This window comes from Streptomyces sp. NPDC048417 (assembly GCF_040651615.1).
Classification (GTDB): domain Bacteria; phylum Actinomycetota; class Actinomycetes; order Streptomycetales; family Streptomycetaceae; genus Streptomyces.
In genome coordinates this window covers 73,054-90,520 of sequence record NZ_JBEZKI010000038.1, presented here as the reverse complement: position 1 = coordinate 90,520, position 17,467 = coordinate 73,054, and the positions used below count along the sequence as shown (strand labels likewise).

15 protein-coding genes and 1 pseudogene are annotated in these 17,467 nt (G+C 72.0%); 3 read left to right on the top strand and 13 right to left on the bottom strand.

Annotation, left to right across the window (positions count from 1 at the left end; genetic code table 11):
• Positions 1-51: 51 nt before the first annotated feature.
• From AB0D59_RS42945 to AB0D59_RS42930, 4 genes are all read right to left on the bottom strand, one after another.
• The gene (locus AB0D59_RS42945) at positions 52-969 is read right to left on the bottom strand and encodes a 3-oxoacyl-ACP synthase (protein WP_362576738.1); all 918 of its coding nucleotides are present in this window, start codon (positions 967-969) and stop codon (positions 52-54) included.
• Between the two features lie 176 nt (positions 970-1,145).
• A complete protein-coding gene (locus AB0D59_RS42940; protein WP_362576737.1) occupies positions 1,146-1,301 on the bottom strand; it encodes a hypothetical protein in 156 nt (51 codons plus the stop codon).
• Entirely contained in the window at positions 1,298-1,666 is a 369-nt protein-coding gene (locus AB0D59_RS42935; protein ID WP_362576735.1) for a hypothetical protein, read from the bottom strand. Before AB0D59_RS42935 ends, AB0D59_RS42940 begins: the two co-directional genes overlap by 4 nt.
• A gap of 34 nt (positions 1,667-1,700) precedes the next feature.
• Positions 1,701-2,159, bottom strand: coding sequence for an acyl carrier protein (locus AB0D59_RS42930; protein WP_362576733.1), 459 nt, complete (start codon positions 2,157-2,159; stop codon positions 1,701-1,703).
• An 856-nt stretch (positions 2,160-3,015) separates the two neighbouring features.
• Here AB0D59_RS42930 and AB0D59_RS42925 point away from each other — a divergent pair.
• Complete coding sequence (locus AB0D59_RS42925) at positions 3,016-3,189, top strand: hypothetical protein (protein ID WP_362576732.1); 174 nt, start codon at positions 3,016-3,018, stop codon at positions 3,187-3,189.
• A gap of 145 nt (positions 3,190-3,334) precedes the next feature.
• On the opposite strand, the gene AB0D59_RS42920 is transcribed toward AB0D59_RS42925, so the two are convergent.
• From AB0D59_RS42920 to AB0D59_RS42900, 5 genes are read right to left on the bottom strand one after another with little or no spacing between them, the layout of a single operon-like run.
• Positions 3,335-4,594, bottom strand: coding sequence for a TIGR02679 family protein (locus AB0D59_RS42920; RefSeq protein WP_362576730.1), 1,260 nt, complete (start codon positions 4,592-4,594; stop codon positions 3,335-3,337).
• Complete coding sequence (locus AB0D59_RS42915; protein ID WP_362576728.1) at positions 4,585-8,778, bottom strand: TIGR02680 family protein; 4,194 nt, start codon at positions 8,776-8,778, stop codon at positions 4,585-4,587. Before AB0D59_RS42915 ends, AB0D59_RS42920 begins: the two co-directional genes overlap by 10 nt.
• Before the next feature lie 8 nt (positions 8,779-8,786).
• Complete coding sequence (locus tag AB0D59_RS42910; protein ID WP_362576726.1) at positions 8,787-10,046, bottom strand: TIGR02678 family protein; 1,260 nt, start codon at positions 10,044-10,046, stop codon at positions 8,787-8,789.
• Positions 10,043-11,584 (bottom strand): TIGR02677 family protein, encoded by a 1,542-nt coding sequence (locus tag AB0D59_RS42905; protein WP_362576725.1) that lies wholly within the window; start codon positions 11,582-11,584, stop codon positions 10,043-10,045. Before AB0D59_RS42905 ends, AB0D59_RS42910 begins: the two co-directional genes overlap by 4 nt.
• Positions 11,585-11,642: 58 nt before the next feature.
• A complete protein-coding gene (locus AB0D59_RS42900) occupies positions 11,643-12,086 on the bottom strand; it encodes an ATP-binding protein (protein ID WP_362576724.1) in 444 nt (147 codons plus the stop codon).
• A 146-nt stretch (positions 12,087-12,232) separates the two neighbouring features.
• Here AB0D59_RS42900 and AB0D59_RS42895 point away from each other — a divergent pair, with 146 nt between their 5' ends.
• Together AB0D59_RS42895 and AB0D59_RS42890 are read left to right on the top strand one after the other, a co-directional pair.
• Positions 12,233-13,081 carry a helix-turn-helix transcriptional regulator gene (locus tag AB0D59_RS42895; RefSeq protein ID WP_362576722.1) on the top strand — a complete coding sequence of 283 codons (849 nt, stop codon included), beginning with the start codon at positions 12,233-12,235 and terminating at the stop codon, positions 13,079-13,081.
• A complete protein-coding gene (locus AB0D59_RS42890; protein WP_362576720.1) occupies positions 13,078-13,308 on the top strand; it encodes a DUF397 domain-containing protein in 231 nt (76 codons plus the stop codon). Before AB0D59_RS42895 ends, AB0D59_RS42890 begins: the two co-directional genes overlap by 4 nt.
• On the opposite strand, the pseudogene AB0D59_RS42885 reads toward AB0D59_RS42890, so the two are convergent.
• The 4 genes and pseudogenes from AB0D59_RS42885 to AB0D59_RS42870 all read right to left on the bottom strand — a co-directional run.
• Positions 13,305-13,736, bottom strand: a pseudogene (locus AB0D59_RS42885) (3'-5' exonuclease); the annotation flags it as partial. The gene AB0D59_RS42890 and the pseudogene AB0D59_RS42885 sit on opposite strands and share 4 nt — an antisense overlap.
• A 74-nt stretch (positions 13,737-13,810) precedes the next feature.
• Complete coding sequence (locus AB0D59_RS42880; RefSeq protein WP_362576718.1) at positions 13,811-15,547, bottom strand: CocE/NonD family hydrolase; 1,737 nt, start codon at positions 15,545-15,547, stop codon at positions 13,811-13,813.
• Positions 15,544-16,506, bottom strand: a complete 963-nt coding sequence (locus tag AB0D59_RS42875) for an MBL fold metallo-hydrolase (protein WP_362576717.1) — start codon at positions 16,504-16,506, stop codon at positions 15,544-15,546. Before AB0D59_RS42875 ends, AB0D59_RS42880 begins: the two co-directional genes overlap by 4 nt.
• Before the next feature lie 37 nt (positions 16,507-16,543).
• Complete coding sequence (locus AB0D59_RS42870; protein WP_362576715.1) at positions 16,544-17,467, bottom strand: alpha/beta hydrolase; 924 nt, start codon at positions 17,465-17,467, stop codon at positions 16,544-16,546.

Genomic DNA, 17,467 nt, shown 5'->3' with positions numbered 1-17,467 from the left:
CCAGCGAGACAACGCCCCCGCCCGGCGATTCCGATGATGCCGGTTCGAGTGCTAACGCGTCTGCTTGCGAAGCAGAACCCCGTACCGTACTCCCGGAACCGAGGCGGCCAGCAGGTAGTGCCCGTTGTCGCGAAGGCGACCGGCTGCTGCGAGGTCCGTCAGGTTGATGATCGGGTCAGCGGCGAAGCAGTGGCCTACCCGTGCGATGTTGTCTGTATACAGCTGCGCTGCGGCAAATCCCGCCTGAAGCTCTTTCATGACGATGATGGCTTCGAAGATATTGGCGTGCATGAGGATGTCGACCTGGTCGATTCCCATGGACGCACGTTTCATCAGCTGCGTGTTCACGCGGCGGGAGAGGTCCGGGCTGATCTGGTTCGACCAGTCCAGGTCCTTCGTCTCGTGCGCCGCGGCACTTGCGACGATCTCGTACTCCCCGTCGGTGTCCGTCACCAGCACACCGGCCGCGCCATCGCTGAACAGGGCGAACTTGGCCAGTCTTTCCGCCTCGACAGTGACTCGATCGGTGGTGATGACCAGGACCCGCCGATGGATTCCGGCAGCCACGAAGGCCTCGGCGACTCGCAGGCCCGCCAGCAGGTTCGTGCATCGGTCGAGCGTGATGCCGAGGAAGTCGGCCTCACGCGTTCCCAACCCCTCCGAGATGGTCCGCACGAAACTGCCGTGGCTGTCCGGCCCCCCTGGAAAACTGGTGCAGCACAGCACCAGTGCGTCGACGGAGGAGGGGTCGACGCCGGCGGCACGGAGAGTCGCCTTGCCCGCCTCGACCGCCAGGTCCTCCAGCGACTTGTGGCTCCGGTGCACCTGGCCCCAGCCCCAGAGCTCCGGGGCATACGGCACCCCTAGTTCAGCGGCCCGCGCCTCCAGATCCGGAGTCTCGGTATGGTGCGACGCGATCTCCCCCAGCACGTACTGCGGTCCGCTCAGGAAGACAGGGGAGGAAGTCATCGAGGCTCCACAACGGGATGTGTATTGGGTCGGTCAGGCCACGGCGGTGGCTGGCTCGGCCTCGGGCCCGGCACCCGCCGCCGATTCGTCCGACCGGGCCTCCTCGATCATGTACAGGTCCCGCATCCTCCGCAGCGGCGAGAAGAACGCCTACAACCCCGCACACCAGCAACCGATCACCGAGACCCATAGCGTTTCACGGACCCCACCGCCGTGCCCAGCATGCCGCCGACGACCACGCCGACCGGCATCCAGCCCCAGATGATGAAGCGCACGCCGGCGTTCACCCGGCCCAGCAGCTCCGGCGGCGTGATCGACTGACGACAGGTCACCCGCGCGACGTTGAAGACGACCCCCTGAGCAAGCAGAAGGTGCCGCCCACGAACAGCAGCACGCCCCAGCCCGGCGACGCCATCGGCAGCGCGAAGGTGAGGTGCAATCCGGGCAGCGTGGCCGGCGGGATCGAGGCCAGCAGCAGCAAGCGACCGATGTCGCACCACATCATCAGCTTGTGCTTGGCGAGGCGGTCGACGACGACACCGGCCGGGAGGGAGAAGAGCAGGAACGGCAGTACGCCGAGGCTTGACAGGATCGCTACGTCCAGCGTCGATGACTTGAGCGGGACGACGCGGCAAGCGGGATCGCCAGGAGATTCCGCAGTAGAGCCTTGAGCACCGCACAGGTCGTCGGCCGGCACGAACGATGGACGGCCCGTGTCGGGGAGACCGAGCTCAGTCCGCGGGCGTTGTCTCGGATCCGGGTCCGAGTCCGGTCGCCAGGCGCTCCATCCCCGCGTAGTCCAGGCCGTCGAGGGTCGCCAGCAGCTGCGCGGCCGCCTCCGGAGAGGCGTCGTCGAGGTCTGCCCCGGCGGGTCCGCCGGCAACCGGTCCGGCAGCGAACGCCGCGACAGACCCGCCTTCCGCCCGCACCCGCGCCGTCAGGCCGTCCAGGGTGAGGTCCAGCAGTTCGCCGGCCGGGACGTCCACACCGAGGTCGGTCCGCAGCCGGCTCCACAGCTCGATGGCCGCGAGCGAGTCGAACCCGAGCGAGACCAACGGGACGTCGCAGCTGAACGGGCTGGTCAGTCGCGCCCGGATCAGCCCGTCGAGATAGCCGCGGACGGCCAGGAGGCCGTCGCCGTTGCCGATCGTCACCTGCCCGCCGCCTCTCTGCCGCGGCTCATCGGCCATCTCCCTGATCCTCGAACTGGGTTCGCCATGACTCTCCTGTGCAGACAATCCGACACTCGACATCCGAACGGCGGCCGACACCACTTCGCCGCGGCACATGAACACCCTCGCAGGCCCTCCCCATGCTGTGCCTGTCTCGCCGGCGAGACAACACCGCGCAGACCATTCCCGGCCCGCTCCGCATGCAGTGGTCCGCAAGCACGGCCGTTCCAACATCATGATGTGAGTCCGAGGATGTGGAACGGGTGTGCTGCCCGTCGTGCTGCCCGGCGAGTGGCTTCGGCGGTGCCGTCGCGTCCGTGCAGGTGAAGCGCCCCGATGGCGAGGTTCCGCAGCGCGGCCATGACACGCGGGCCGGAACTGGTGCGGACGCGGCCAGGCGCGGCCGCACCCCGTCGAGCCCGCGGCCTGCCAGCAGCCGCCGGCGAAACGCACCCGGTCGCCCATACGCAGCACCTTCATACGCAGCTCACCACCGACAAATCTCCGTGCCGTCGCGGCTCGCGCGTCCGCACGCCGTGGTACAGGCCAGACAGAGCGAAACCCAACCGCTGGGCCTCACGAAACCCGTCCAAGGACGTGCCCTCCGGCTCATCCAAGCGAATGGGCCGGCACCCCCGGCCGCTCCCTCGAAGAGCAGCTCGCCGAGATCGCCCAAGAGGTCACTCTCCGCGGCGAGGCCGCCGGCCGCAGACGCCAGGACGAGATCGAAGCGGCACGCCAGAAGCGCATCCGCTGGGAAGCCGCCAGCGAAGAAGCCCGCATCCGGTACGCGGAGGCGTACCGCATCAGGCACTTCGAGGCGCAGGAAGCGGCTCGGCGCCGCGCCACCCGATTGACCGAGTACGTAAGCGCCGTGCGCGCGCGAGTCGAGGCCATGCCGCCGGGGCAGGCCAGAACCGACGCCGAGGCATGGATCAGCTGGGCAGCGACCACCGTCGAGCGCGTCGACCCGCTGAGCTCACCACCCCGGTTGCCGGACGTCCCCGAACCGCGAGCCGACGACCTGAGGCCCTTCCTCGGGCACTGAAGCCCTTACGGACCGACCTATTGAGCGCCCGCTCCGCCAACGTCCGGCCATGCTTCTCCAGCTGTGGCCGGTGCTGCGCGGACTCGTCGAGGCCCGGCGGCTCGTCGACCGCCGGTCGAGGAGCCTCGGCACCGTCCCACGTCTGTCAGTGAGCCGCGGTCCGCAGATCCGAGAGCAGAGCATCGAGGATCAACTCCTCTTCGACGCGTACTCCGTGCTCGGTCATCGCGGCGGCCAAGCGCGGATCCCACGGCGTCGCGGAGGCCGTGCCCGTCAGGTACTGCGGCTCGCTCACCCCGGCCACGGCCGCCAGGTAGTCGGCGGCTTCGTACCGCCAGGGGCGCCATGGGGCCACTCGCCCGAGCGCGGTGGCGATGCGCGCCCCGCCCCAGTCGAAGTCCGCGTGGTGCAGGAGCACCGCTCCGCGTGCGGACAGGCCGCGCAGCAGGGTGAGCGCTGCCGCCGAGGGCTGTCCCTGGAGGCACACCATGGGCGGGCATGCCGGGCCGAGGGTGTCGGCGGCGGCGGACAGGACGGCCGGGTTCTCGCACACGTGGACGTCTCCGGTCGCCGTCGTGATCCCGTTCGCGGTCCGGCGGGTGAGGGAACGGAGCGTCAGGACCGCGGGTTCGCCCTCGTCGGCCGTCCAGTCGAGGGCGGGTGTGCCGCGCAGGTTGAGGGTGAGGACGGTGGACGACAGGTCGTCCTTGAGCAGTCCGGCCGAAGCCCAGGCCTCGCGCCGCCACTCGGCGCCGGCTCCGTCGGGGAAGTCGGTGAGCGCACGGATCCCCGAGAGCACGAGCGTGGCGAGCGGGGTTCCCTCGTCCAGGGCATGGGCGCCGGTCAGCCGCAGTGCCGCGAACGCCGCCCGTGACATCGGGGGGTCGGCCGGCAGTGCGTGGAGTGCGCGCACGGCGGCGGTGACCAGGGGGCGCGCGGCCTCGGGGGTGCGGGCGAGTCGTCGTACGAGGCCGTCCTCGCGGATCCGACCGGCCCAGTCGGCCAGTTCGGCGTTCACGGTGGCGAGCGGGGCCAGTGCCTCCTCCCACGCCTCGGCAAGCCTGTCCCGTGTCTCCGCGCGCGGTATGACCGGGCCGGTGAGGGCGACCACGGCGGTCTCCAGGCCGTCTGGGCTGACGCCGGAGCGGCGCAGGACCTCGTCCACCGTGTCGAGGCGTACGGTCAGGGACCGTCCGGCGCTCGGGGGGCGTCCGAGCAACCGCTCGGCGGCTCGGCGTTGGAGGTCGTCGGGGCGCGCCAGGGTGACCGTCCCGGTGAGCGGCCGTCCGGCCACCATCCGCAGCCTGACGCGCTCCAGGAGCCAGGCCAGCCCCGGGTCCCCAAGCAGCCGCCCGAGCCGGTCACCGTCGACTTTCGCCTCGGTCGCCAACGGGTTCACGTCCACGGGGTCCCCGGTTCCACCGTGGCGCGGAAGGCGTCGAGGGCGCCGGCTTCATGGGCGGGGCCGGGGAATGGGGCAGGAACCGGTGCCGGGTCCGCGGTGGTGCCGGGCTCGGGACCGCGTCTCCGTTCGCCGCCGTCCCATTCCCACCGGGTCACCAGCACGGCGTCGATGTCGTCGACCCGGGAGAGCTGGGCGATGGCGATGCCGGGCACCTGCGGGTAGCAGGCCCACTCGCGTTCGCTGGTCATGACGACGTCGAGATCGAAGGCGCGCAACAGGCCCAGGCACTTGGCGCGGGAGTCGTCGTCGACTCCCGCGAACGCCTCGTCGAGGGTGACGAGGCGCGGCGCGTGGGCGCCGCCCGCACTCGCGTAGTGGGAGGAGGCGGCGGCGAACAGGGGGACGGACGCGGCGAGGACGCGTTCGCCGCCGGAGGCGGGGCCGGTGGCAGGCACCCATCTGCCGTGCTGGTGGCGCTCGACGCCGAACTCGTGCCAGGCGCGGTAGTCGAGGGCGGCGGTGAGGTCCTCCTGCCAGCTGCCGGTACGGTCGTCGGCCTGCCGGCGGGCGATCTGCTCCTGGAGGAAGGCGCCGACGGCGGCCCGGTCCTCGGGGGACCAGGCGTCGGCGGACTGGCGCAGCCGGTCCCGGGCCTGGGCCAGCCCCTGCGGTGCGCGGCGGGAGGCGCGCCAGACCAGGCGCAGCTTCATGCCCGTGGACGTCGGACGCTCCTCCAACTCCCTGTTCATGGCACGCACTTGGCGTTCGGCCGAACCGATCAGTTCCTGAAGGGTGCCGGCGACCTCGGTGATCAGGTGGGTCTGCAGGATCTCGCGTTCGTGCGCGGACAGGATGCGGGTCAGCTCGGCGACCTCGGTGGTGAGGGCTTCGGCGAGCTCGGGTACGGCGCGTTCGCGGCCCTGGTAGACGATGTCGACGCGCATGCCGTCCTCGCCGGGGCGGGCCGTGGCGGTGTGGCCGTGCCGGGACAACGCGTCCTGGAGCCGTCCGAGTTCCTCGCTGAGATAGCGCTGGATGCGTTCCCAGGCCGCGTCGGAGTCCTCGGTCGTGGCAAGACGGGACTCGATGGCGCGGGCGAGGGTCACGGCGGGGGTGGCCGCCCAGGGTCCGCCGTCCTCGTCCGGTACGGGCAGGTCGGGAAGGGCCACGGCGAGCAGTCCGGTCGCCGTGAACCGCTGGAGCGCGACGACGGCCCGTTCGCGTGCGGCGGTGGCGTCGGTGACGTCCTCGGCGAGCCGCTCGATGCGCCCCTCGGCATGGCCGGCCCGCCGGTCGGCGGCCTGGATGTCCTCCTGGGCGCGCTGCTGTTCGCGCTCGCAGGCGCGTGCGGCTTCCCCGGTCTCCTCCAGCAGCCGCTGGAGTTCGGCGACGGCCGCTCCGACGGTCGAGCGGAGGGTGCGCAGATGTTCGTCGGCGGCCGCGGCGAGGCGGGCCGCCTGCGTTGCCCGTTCGGAGAGTTCGGCGGCCAGTTGTTCGGCGCGGCCGGTCTCGGTGCGTTCCCCTTCGACCGCCTGCTCGGCGTCCGCGCGCTCGCGCGAGGCGGGCCAGAGCGCGGCGAGGTGCACGGCGTGGTCGGCGAGCGCATGCCGTACGGCGGCCAGACCGTCCCGTCCGGCGGGGAGGTTCAGGTCGCTTGCCGTGCCGTCGAGTTCGTTCGCCGCACGATCGGCCTCGGTCACCGCGCCGGCCAGTTCGGCGGCTCGCTCCCGCTGCCGGGTACGGGCCCGGTGGACGGCTTCGGCCGCTGCGCCGAGCAGGGCGTGGGCGCGGCGCAGGTCGTCCTCGCCGGGCACGGCGGCGAGTTCGATGTCGAGGACGGTGCGCCGTTCGGACACCGTCCGTCGGTCCTCGGCGAGTTGCTCCCGTTCGGCCTCCAAGGCGGCCTGTTCGATGCGCAGTTCGGCGATCCGGTTCCGGCGGTCCTGTTCCCGTGCCTTCTCCCCCACATACTGGGCGCTGTCCTTGGCCCAGCCGCCGGTGAGCGCGCCGACCCGGAAACGGCCGTCGGCACAGACCCAGGTACGGCTGTCACCGTCCTGGTCCGCGTCCACCAGCGCGATGGCGGCCAGCAGGCGCTGGACGGTCTGCTCGCCGACGGCCGCGGCCCCGGCGTCGGTGTGGTCGACGGCCGGGCACAGCGCGCGGTCGAGTCCGTTGCCGGTGGGCAGGTCGAGGGGGTCGAGAAGGACGTCGTGGGCGTGCGCCGACACCGCCGTGCCGTCCGGCCGCACCCAGGCGTCGAGGAGCCCGGAGGCCTCCAACGCGGCTTCCAGGCCTGCCTGTTGCGCCTGCGTCACGTGCGGACGGAAGTCGACGAGCCGCCACAGCGGGGCGCCGAGGGCGCGGGTACGGACGTCGGCGGTGCGCGTGTGGGGGGCGGTGGGTCCGCGCTGTCCGCCGGTTTCCAGTGCGGCCAGTTCCTCGGCGCCCCGGCGCAGGTGTTCGGCGGTGGCCATCTCCGACTGAGCCAACGCCGCGGCCCGGTCGGCCAGTCGGGCGCCGAGGACGCGATGGGCCGCGGTGGCGGCGAGTCGGGCCGGGTGGGGTCCGTCCAGGGTGCTCGTCCAGCCCTGCACGGTGTCGAGCACCCCCGGCAGCCCGTCGACGCGCAGTTCCACGAACCCCGACAGCTTCTCCCTGACGGCCGCGACCAGGGCGTCTCCGGCCTCCGCAACCGCCTCCTCCGCCTCGGCCAGCTGTACCGCGCCGCGCCCGGCCTCCTCGTCGGCCTCGTCGGCGCGCAGCCGGGCGGCCCTGCGGGCCTCCTCCGCGCGTTCGGCGGCCGTCACCAGGGTCTCCACATGGTCCACGGCCCGCCGTCTGCTCGCCATGGCCTCGTCGGCGGCCCGGCGCAGGGCCGGGGCGGGGGCTCCGGAGGTCCGGGGTACGTCGATGCGGGCCGCCGCCGCGCTGTCGGCGACCCTGCCTTCGATGTCGTCCAGGGCCTCCTGGGCTGCGGTCAGCCGGTTCGTGGCGGTGGCGAGCCGGCCGCGGGCCCGGGTGTGTGCTTCGGCGGCTTTCTGCCGGTCCGCCTCGAAGCGGACGGCGTCGCCGGCCGTGCGGGAGGCGTCGGCCGCCGCCTGGTCGAGGGCGCGGGCGTCGCGCATCTCGGGCCCGGACCGCAGTGCCGCGTCCTGTGCACCGAGCCGGGCCGCCCGCTCGGCGAGCGCCGCCGCGCGCTCCTGCGCCTCGGTCCGGTCGGTGACGGCCTGGCCGTGGTCGGCCTGTGCCCTGCCGAGTTCCCGCTGGAGGTGTTCGTAGCGGGCGTGTTCGGCGCGGGGCAGGCGGGCCCGGCGCCGGGCGGCGATGCGGGCGTAGCGCCGGTAGTGGTCGAGGAACGCCGACGACGCCTGCTGGGCCTCGCGGGCCGCCCGCAGTTCCTCCTTCTCCTCGTCCAGTGACCGGAAAGCCTCCGCCGCGTCGGCGACGACCGCCTGGTCCATCGGCGGCAGCGCCTCCGTCAACGCCCGTGACAGCGCTGCCTCATTGGGCCGCTTGGACAGCTTGGGCTGGCGCAGCTGGATGAGCAGGTCGACGAGCGCGCCGTAGCGCCGCTCCCCCAGCCCGAACAGGGCCTCGTCGACGGCGCGGCGGTACGCCTTGGCGGTGTCGTAGACCATGCCGTGGCCGCCGATGGCCTCGGCGAGCCGGTCCCGGGACAGGGCGGTGCCGGTGGCGTCGAGCAGGTCGAGTCCGGCGGCGATCCGCTGCGTGGTGACGGCGAACCAGTGGCGGGCGATGCCGCGTCCGGCGACGGCCTTCAGGCCGCACAGCAGGGTGCGGAAGTGGGCCTCGCCGGTGGTGTCGTCGAGCCGGCCGAACTCGATCCAGGTGTAGCCGAGACGTTCCGGGTGGGGGTGTTCGCCGCCCAGGAGCAGGTTCCACTCCATGCGCTTGCCGGGGTCGCCGTCCGGCTCGACACGGCGCGCGGAGAGGTCGCCGTCGAGCAGGAACGGCAGCGTGAGAGCGAGCACCTTCGACTTGCCGGTGCCGTTGTTGCCGCGCAGCAGCAGCCGGCCGTCGCGGAACCAGAACTCCTCGACGTCGTAGTGGAACAGGTCGACGAGCCCGATCCGCAGGGGCCGCCACCGGCCGGGAGCGGCGGCGGGCAGAACGAACGCCGGGGGCTCGGTCCGTACGGTCTGCGCGGGTGGGGCGGTCACGGCGCGGGTCACCTTTCGTCGCCGGTGGTTGTGATGACGGCGTCGCCGACCGCGTACCGCGCGAGGGCGGGGCGGGGCACGACGCCTCGCGGGGTGTCCTCGGCGAGTCCGAGGGCCTGGAGCTTGGTGAGGGCCTGGGCCACGAGTGCGGGTTCGGATCCCGGCTCACGGGCCGTCTTCGACCAGAAGTTGCCGTGCTCCGCGGCGAGTTCACGCACGTGCGCGGCCAGCTCGACGACCGTGACGGGCCCGTCGGCCTGGGCCAGGTGCTGGGCGAGGAGCAGGGTGATGTGGCCGTGGGTGCCCTGTTCCGGCATGCGTACGTCGGTCAGGTCGTTGGGGGCACCTCCCAGGCGAAGCTCTGGGGGAGGATCGACCATGGCGATGCCTTCGGCCCGGACCTCCGCGACCAGGCCGGTCAGTTCGGTGATCCGGGCGGTGATGAAGCCTCGTTGCCGGGTGAGGTAGGCGAGTTCGTCGTCGGTGAGGTCGTCGTAGTAGAGCACGGGGTCGTCGAGGAGACGGCGGGTCAGTGTCCAGCGGATGGTGCGGAAGCGCAGTTCGTCACTGTCGAGGGCGGTCCGCGCCGTCATCTCCGTCAGGCGTCCCGCGAAGTCCTCGGCCTCGATCAGGGAGGGGCCACGCAGGGCGGCGGGCATCCCCGCGAGGACGCGTCGGCGAACGTCGTACAGCACGTCACCGGAGCCGCTGACGTACGCCTCCTCGTCACCGGCGACCCGCCGCAGCACCCCGAGCCGGAGCAGCAGGCGTACGACGGCTGCGAGGTCGAGGCGTTCGTCGCGCCGCTCCAGGGTGAACTCGATTCCGGCGGCGAGGAGTTCGGGGTCGGCGGCGGCCAGGACGACCTGTTCGGCGAGGCGGCCGAGGGCGACCTGGGCCTCGCCGCGCTCCAGGGCGGCGAGGGTCAGGCAGAGGAGGACGTAGCGGCGGCGGGTGAAGGGCAGGGCGGTGCGGGCCGCCTCACGGGCGGGGTGCGTGGCGTCGGTGAGGGTGCCGGGTGTCTTGCGCAGCCGGGCCGCGTCGGCGTCGGTGCGCAGCGTCCAGCCGACGTTGCGTTCGAACCAGTCGCGCAGTGCGGCGGCGTGCCGGCGCACCAGCCGGAACTCGTCGGCGTACGGCCCGTCGGCGGTCAGCAGCGGCTCCTTCAGCAACGCGCGTGCGGCGCGCTGGAGTTCGGCCGCGCGCTGGCCTTCGAGGACCTCCGCCAAGGGGCCAGAGGGGCCGACGGGTCCGGAGGGGCCGGTCATCGTTCCTCCCCCGTCCCGGTCGCGGTGAGGTCGACGATGTCGATCAGGTGGTCGGGGCCGGTGAACACCCCGTCGGGGGTGTGCACTTCGGCCGTCGTGCCGTCGTCGAGCGCGGTCAGCCGTATCTCCATCGAACCGTCCGAGCTGGTCGCCGTGGTGGTGGTCATGCCGGGCCGCCAGGTGGCGAGGGCGTCGCCGAGCAGGCGCAGGAACAGCTGGAAGGCGAGGGGGTCGAGTTCGCCGAGCCGGGACAGCCGTACCGGCCCGCCCGTCGCGAGCCGGTCGCGGGCCCGTCCGGCCTCCGCCGTCTGCCGGGCGGCGAGTTCGGCGAGCCGCCGTTTCGCCTCGCCCCGGTCGGCGACCCGGCGCGGCTTGCCCCGGCGTTCGTAGCTTCCGGTTCGGCGCAGCTGGGGGCTGATCCGCAGCGGACGCGACTTGGCCCAGGGCGTCGAGGCGGGCTCCGGGGCGGCGGCGCGTTCGGCGAGGGTGTCGGCGTCGACGGTGAGGTGCCGGGACGAGTGCAGTCCGAAGGCCACCCGCCACAGCCGGTGCCGCGTCTCGTCGTCCGGTGCCTGGGCGAACCAGCGGGCCAGCGTGCGGAAGTCGGCGGAGCGGTCCGAACGCCCGGCCCGTCGCTCGTTCAACTGCCGCACGACGGCGAGAAGTTGCGGAATCGCACCGAGGGCACGCCCGCGCAGCAGCCGGGCCTGCGACTCCCGGTCCTCCTCCGACACGAACCACTGGGCGAGCCCGGACCAGCGCGCCGCCCACCTCTCGTACGCCACCGCTTCCGCCCGCTCGGCCTCCTCGGGAGCGGCATCGGCGGCCTCCCGCCCGGCAGCGAGGGCCAGCAACGGTTCCACCCTCCCCTGTTCCTCCAGTTCGCCGATGAGCAGGGCGATCCGCCCGCCGAGCGTGATCAGATCCTGGATGAACCGCTCCAGGTACTGGATCAGCCGGTCCTTGTAGGCGAGGAACGCCTCGACCTCGATGTCGTGCAGGTCGATGGTGCGCTGCAACGACCCCATGAAGGCACGCGCGTTGTCCGCGAGGTCGGTGAAGCGTGTCGTGAGGACGGACAGCGCGATGGACGCCTTGGCCGGGTCGGGCTCGTCCTCCTGGGCGATCACCAGCAGCGCCCGCAGCTGCGTGACGATGTCGTGCAGCGCGACCGCCTGGAGTTCCCCGCGCCGTCCGAGCGTCGCGTCGTACGTCCCGAGCGCCGCCTCGGCCGCCTCACCGGCCCGGGTGAGCTGGTAGATGAACCGCCTGCGGTAGAAGTCCTCGACCGCCGTCACCCGGGCGTGGTCGGGATCGGCCCGTAGGTTTCCCCATCCCACAAGCCTGTCCAGCGCCGTCACCACCGACTCGACGTCACCGGGCCGCGCGTCCGCGTCCAGCGCCGCGAACACGTCCTCAGGCCGCAGATGCACCGCGAACCGCTCCTTGGCGGCGAGGAACGCCCCCATCACCTGGCGGTAGAGGGCGGAGTTGGGCGTGGTGAGGTGCGCGAACGGGCTGTAGTCCTGCGAGGTCATCGTGGGACCATTGTCCCTGATGGCCACCCCTGCCCGGGCGCGATGTCCGGTTTTCGTCTCACGCCGGGGGCACGACCGCGCACTCCGCCCACACCGTCTTGCCCGGCCCGTCGGACCGCGCCTGCCAGCCCCAGCGGGACGCGAGCCCTGCGACGATGACCAACCCCCGGCCTTCGGTGTCCTCGGGGTCCGCCGCGCGCAGCGCCTCCGGGCAGGGCGGTGTGCGTTCGGCGCGGGTGTCGGTGACCTCGATCCGGACCACCGCGGCGGCCGGTCCGGTCACGTACAGGCGCAGGTGGAAGTCCCGGCCGGACACGTGCCCGTGCCGCACCGCGTTGGCGGTCAGCTCGCCGACGACCAGCGCGATCGCCTCGTGCGGGCCACCGCCGTACGGGATCCCCCAGGTGTCCAGCCGGTGGGCGGCCAGCCTGCGGGCGAGACGGGCGCCGCGCGGGGTGGAGGTGAAGCGCATCTCGAAGGCGGTGCCGGGTTTGTTCGTCATGCCGACAACGGTGTCTTCGGTCGCGTAGCGTGACCAGTGGTGACGCACTGACGCGGGCCGGTTGTACGCGCGGTGGCGGTACGAGTACGAGCGGCGCGGCGTGACGCCGTCCCGGAGACGGGCGTTGGGGCAGGGAGGCGGCAGAGGTGACCGAGGTTACGGAAGAAGAGGGCACCGCGGGCCAGGCGGCGGACGCCTCGGGCCGGGGCGTGGTCGCCGCGTTCGGCCAGACCATGAAGACGCTGCGGCTGCGGGCGGGCCTGGAACGCGAGGAGCTGGGACGGCGGATCGGCTACTCGGCGTCCACGGTCGCGTCGTTCGAGCAGGGGCGGCGGATCCCGTCCCCCAGGACCATCGACAAGGCCGACGAGGCGCTGGGGGCGGAAGGGCTGCTCACGGTGTGGAAGGAGCAGGTGGAGAGGGCGCAGTATCCGGTGTTCTTCCAAGGGATGGCGAAGTTGGAGAAGGAGGCCGTTGAACTGCTCGCGTACGACACTCATGTGCTCAACGGCCTGCTTCAGACCGAGGAGTACATGAGGGCCGTGCTCGACCTGCGCCGCCCGGTTCTGGACCAAGAGATCATCGAGCAACGAGTGACCGCACGACTGGCCCGCCAGGAGATCTTGCACGGGCGGTCCGCGCCACTGTTGAGCTTCGTGCTCGAAGAGGCGGCACTGCGACATCCTTGGGGCGGCGAGGCCGTGCATCGAGGGCAGTTGGAGCAGCTGCTGTTGACCGGCGAGAGGCGGAACATCGAGATTCAAGTCATGCCGACGGACCGCCGGTACAACGCCGGTGTGGACGGTGCGTTCACGGTCATCACGCGTAAGGACGGAATGAGGTTCGTCTACGTCGAAGCCCAGGGGACCAGCGTCCTGCAGACCGACCCGGAACAGACGACTCTGGCAGCCGCCCGCTATGGGATCATCCGATCGCAGGCTCTCCCCTCGGGAGAATCGCTCGACTTCCTGGAAAGGTTGCTGGGATCGCTATGAACAACTCCGATCTCGTTTGGTTCAAGAGCAGCTACAGCGGAGCTGAGGGCGGCCAGTGCGTCGAGGTCGCCTGGTTCAAGAGCAGCTACAGCGGAGCTGAGGGCGGCGACTGCGTAGAGGTCGCCGCCGACCCCGGAGTCGTGCACGTCCGTGACTCCAAGGCCGTGGCCGGACCCGTCATGCGTGTGTCGCGTGAGGCGTGGGCGGGGTTCCTCGGACGCCGTTAGACCGGCAGGTACGGGCTCGGCCTGCCGTACCAGCTGATGCGCAGGGCGTCACGGGCCCGGGTCGCCGCGACGAACAGCAGGGAACGGGCCTTGAGTTCCTCGCGGGCGAATCGCTGCGGGTCCGTGTCGCGGTAGCGCTGGACGACCGAGGCACGGGGGATGACGCCGTCGCGGGCACCGACGATGGCGAGCCGCTGGTATTCGAGGCCCTTGAAACGGTGCATGGTGCCGACGTGGATGTCGCCGTCTCCCTTCGCGCCGTCCTTGGTGAGTTCGGCGACGGTGAGGCCGGCCTGGGTCACCAGGTGGTACATGACCTGGCTGACGGCCTCGCGGTCGGCGACGCAGACGGCGATGGTGCCGCGCGGGTCCCGGGATGCGCCGTCGGCACCGCCGGTGGCGAGCTCCTCCCGCCAGGCCCGGAGCGTGGTGCCGAGTTCAGGACGCCCTTGCAGCTCATCCGTGCTGAGCGAGCCCGCCCGCTCCTGTCGCGTGCGGCGCGTTACCGGGTCGCGTCCGCGGCCGGTGCCGTCGTGAACGGCAGCACCAGACGGGACGGGTGTGCGGCGTCGCGGTAGATCTTGTGGGTGACGGGGCGGCCCACCGGGAGGTGGAAGGCGTCCGGCGGCAGCAGCGCGTTGTGCGCGTCGGCCAGGGGCTCGTCGTTCGACAGCTCCACCACCAGGCGGTGACCCGGCCGAAACGTCGCGGCGAACGGGTAGAGCCGCAGCACGTACTCCTCGATCTGCCCGGGCTCCACCGGCACCGCCCGGGTGTGCGGGTGGTACGGGTCGCCCTCGGTGGTGCGCTCCTCGTCGAGTTCCCGGTGGGACGCCTTGAGGTAGCCGGTGGTGATCAGTTGCCGCTTGCCGCCGGGTGCCTCGTCCCACAGGCGCAGGATGAAGTTGGTGTCGTCCTGGTCGATCTCGGCGAACAGGTGCGCCGCGCCGGTGCCGATCATCTCGGTGGGTTCCTCGAAGGGCTCCGTGCTCCACTTGAGCACCTCGACCTTGTCGGTGACGGTGAGCGGCGCCTGGTAGAAGCCGTCGGGGGCGGCGTGTTCGGTACCCATGTACTCGGGCTCGAAGGAGAGCTTGTGCCGCGGGCGCAGGTAGAGCGACCTGTGCTGGTTCTCCTTCGGCGGCCACTGCGCCGCGGTGACCACCTCCCGCGAGCCCTCCACGAAGACGCTCACGGCCGGCTCGTCCATGATTCCGTTGTCGATGCCCTTGAGCCAGTACTCGTACCAGCGGAACATCGTGTCGTGCTCCTCGATCCAGGGACGCGACTGCATCGGGGGGTAGGAGCCGATGTCGAGCTTCTTGGGCCCCTTGAGCACGTTGAAGAGCTCGATGTGACCGTCCACCGTCCAGCCGCGGCCCTGGTCGATCTGGAGGTAGACCGGGATGTCGATGTTCCGGGCCAGGTTGACGGGATTGCGTTCCTCGTACCAGTCGCCGTCGAGCGGGTTCATGACGATGTCGAACCAGAACTCGCGGTTCTTGGGGTACTTGAGCACGTGGACGAGGTTCGGCCAGGCCGCGACGTCCGGGTCGTTGAGCCGCTCGTCGACGAGCTTCCTCAGCTTCTCGGGGCTGTGGACCTCCTGCATGCGGGACTTCACGTCGGTGTGCGCGATGCCGGAGTCGCCGCCGCGGCCCTCGCGGGCGGCCCGCGGCATGAACCACATGACGCCGCCGTGGTACGTCGTCTCGTAGAAGTCGAAGTGGCCGCCGCTGACGAAGATCGCCTTGAGGTGCGGCGGGCGTTCGGCGGCGGCGAGCACCTGCATCGAGCCGAAGTAGGAGATGCCGATCATGCCGACGTTGCCGTCGCACCACGGCTGCGCGGCGACCCACTCGATCAGGTCGTGCAGATCCTGTCCCTGGGGGACTCCGCCGGCGTTGTAGTTGCCGATCATCTCGCCGCCGGAGTCGCCCGTGCCGCGCATGTCGCCGATGACGTGGACGTATCCCTCGCGGACGACGCGGGCGATGTCACCGGCCTCGATGCAGCCGTCCCACATCGGGCTGGGCCGGCGCTGTGGGGGCGTCGTCAGGGCGAGGGCCTGCAGCTCCTTGCCGTAGGCGCTCATCGCGATCAGGGCCGGCCGGGGCGCGTCGTCCATGCCGTGGTAGGCGTCCACGGCCAGTTCGACGCCGTCCCGCATCGGCACCCGCAGGTCCTTGTGGACGGCGATGGCCTGCTCGCCCGCCCGGATGGTGTGAAGGTCTGTCATGGTGCGAAGCTCCTGTACTGCACGGTCTGGTGGTGCTGCGCGCGGTAGCCGTGCAACGAGGTGAAGAAGGGCGACGGCTCCAGCGCCGGGTCGCCGGTGTAGCCGAGCGCGTCGGCGACGGGGGTGAAGGGCGAGTACGGCGAGTCCGTCTCGCCGAGGCCGGCGTCGAGGCAGGCGCAGGCGGCCTCGGCGACCCGGTGCTCGGCGGCGAGGCTCTGGGTGAGGGCCTCCCGGGCCTGCGCCTCGTCGAGCTCGACGCCGTACGGGGTGCCGTCGGCGCGGCGGTACGGATGGCCGAGGTACAGGCGCCGCGGGCGGATCTCGTCCCGCAGGTACCGCAGGCTGCCGCGGTAGCCGGCCGGGTCGGTGTAACCGGGGAAGCCGTTGGCGGCGCCGTGGACCTGCACGGCGTCACCGACGAAGACCGAGCGCTGCCCGTCGAGGACGTAGGCGACCGAGCCGGGGGTGTGACCCGGGATCGCGTGCACCGAGACGGTGACGTCGCCACCGAGGGAGAGGGTCTCCCCGCCCCGGACGAGCAGGGAGGGTTCCATCTCCCCGGAGATGACGGCGTGCGCGGCCGCCGCCACCCCGGCCTCGCCCTCGGCGTCGCGGAGGTAGCGGCCGCGTCCGGCGCGGTACTCCTCGACGTGCGCCCGCCGGGAGCGGAGCATCGGTGCGTCGGCCTCGTGGATCACCACCTGTGCGCGCCGGCCGGTGAGTTCCCACAGGGCGTGCGCCCCGCCGACATGGTCGATGTGGCCGTGCGTCAGCAGGATCCAGCGCACGTCCTCGATGCGGCGCCCGATCGCCTCCAGTGCCGGGGCCATGCCCTCGGCGGGCGAGCTGGCGATCCCGGTGTCGACGATCGCCGGTTCGGGTGCGTCGACGAAGAAGCTGTACAGACCGAACCGGCCCCATGGCGAGACCAGGGGGTGGACGGTGACGTCGTGTGTCATGGTCCTCTTTCCGAACTCGTGCGCGACGGCGGCCGGCTCAGTGCCGGGTGAGGAAGTCGCGGGTCTCGGTGAAGACCCGGTGGTACTCGGGGAGCCGGGAGAAGTGCTGGACGAACCCGTGGCCGGCGCCCTCGTACCGGCTCACCCTCGCCGCCACGCCGGCCTGCCGGAGGCGGCGGCCGTAGAGTTCGCCCTCGTCACGCAGCGGGTCGAACTCGGCGGTGACGACCAGGGCCGGCGGCAGTCCACTCAGGTCCTTCCGCTTGACCGGGGAGACCAGCGGGTCCGCGGGGTCGGCGCCGCTGTCGAGGTAGAAGGAGTTGAACGGCTTGAGGCCTGCTGTCTCCAGGCCGTAGCCGACCGCGTTCTCCCGCAGCGAGGCGTACCGGTCCTCGTCGAAGTCCAGGTCCAGCGAGGGGTAGTAGAGGACCTGGTGGGTGATCCGGTCGAAGCCGTCGTCGTGCGCCCGGGCCGCCACGGCGGCCACGAAGGAGCCGCCGGAGCTGTCCCCGGCGAGGGCGAGGGTCGTCCCGTCCCAGCCCAGGCTCTCGCCCTGCTCGGCGGCCCACCGGGTCACGGCGTGGCAATCGTCGAGACCGGCCGGGAAGGCGGCCTCGGGCGCCCGCCGGTAGCCGACGGAGACCACCTTGAGCCCGGTCTCCTTCGCCAGCGAGCGCGCCACGTGGTCGTGCGTCTCCAGGCTGCCGAGGAAGAACGCTCCCCCGTGGAAGTAGACGAGCAGGCCGTGGCGGTCCGCGGCGGTGGGCGTGTAGACGCGCACCGGCACGTCACCCGAGGCGGTGTGCGCGGTCAGGTCCTCCACCGCGTGCAGCGGCAGGCGCTCCTCGACGGGGGGTACGTGTGCCTCTTCCGCGGCGCGCATCGCGACCGGGTCGAGCGGGCCCTCGGGCGGGGGCGGGAGGGTCGCGAGGAACGTCGCGATCTCGGGGTGCAGCGGCAT

Bases quoted from the DNA above. Each gene is read 5' to 3' on its own strand.
- AB0D59_RS42945 (WP_362576738.1), bottom strand. From the start codon at position 969: ATGACTTCCTCCCCTGTCTTCCTGAGCGGACCGCAGTACGTGCTGGGG.
- AB0D59_RS42875 (WP_362576717.1), bottom strand. From the start codon at position 16,506: ATGACACACGACGTCACCGTCCACCCCCTGGTCTCGCCATGGGGCCGG.
- AB0D59_RS42930 (WP_362576733.1), bottom strand. From the start codon at position 2,159: ATGGCCGATGAGCCGCGGCAGAGAGGCGGCGGGCAGGTGACGATCGGC.
- AB0D59_RS42905 (WP_362576725.1), bottom strand. From the start codon at position 11,584: ATGACCTCGCAGGACTACAGCCCGTTCGCGCACCTCACCACGCCCAAC.
- AB0D59_RS42880 (WP_362576718.1), bottom strand. From the start codon at position 15,547: ATGACAGACCTTCACACCATCCGGGCGGGCGAGCAGGCCATCGCCGTC.
- AB0D59_RS42910 (WP_362576726.1), bottom strand. From the start codon at position 10,046: ATGACCGGCCCCTCCGGACCCGTCGGCCCCTCTGGCCCCTTGGCGGAG.
- AB0D59_RS42870 (WP_362576715.1), bottom strand. From the start codon at position 17,467: ATGCCGCTGCACCCCGAGATCGCGACGTTCCTCGCGACCCTCCCGCCC.
- AB0D59_RS42890 (WP_362576720.1), top strand. From the start codon at position 13,078: ATGAACAACTCCGATCTCGTTTGGTTCAAGAGCAGCTACAGCGGAGCT.
- AB0D59_RS42900 (WP_362576724.1), bottom strand. From the start codon at position 12,086: ATGACGAACAAACCCGGCACCGCCTTCGAGATGCGCTTCACCTCCACC.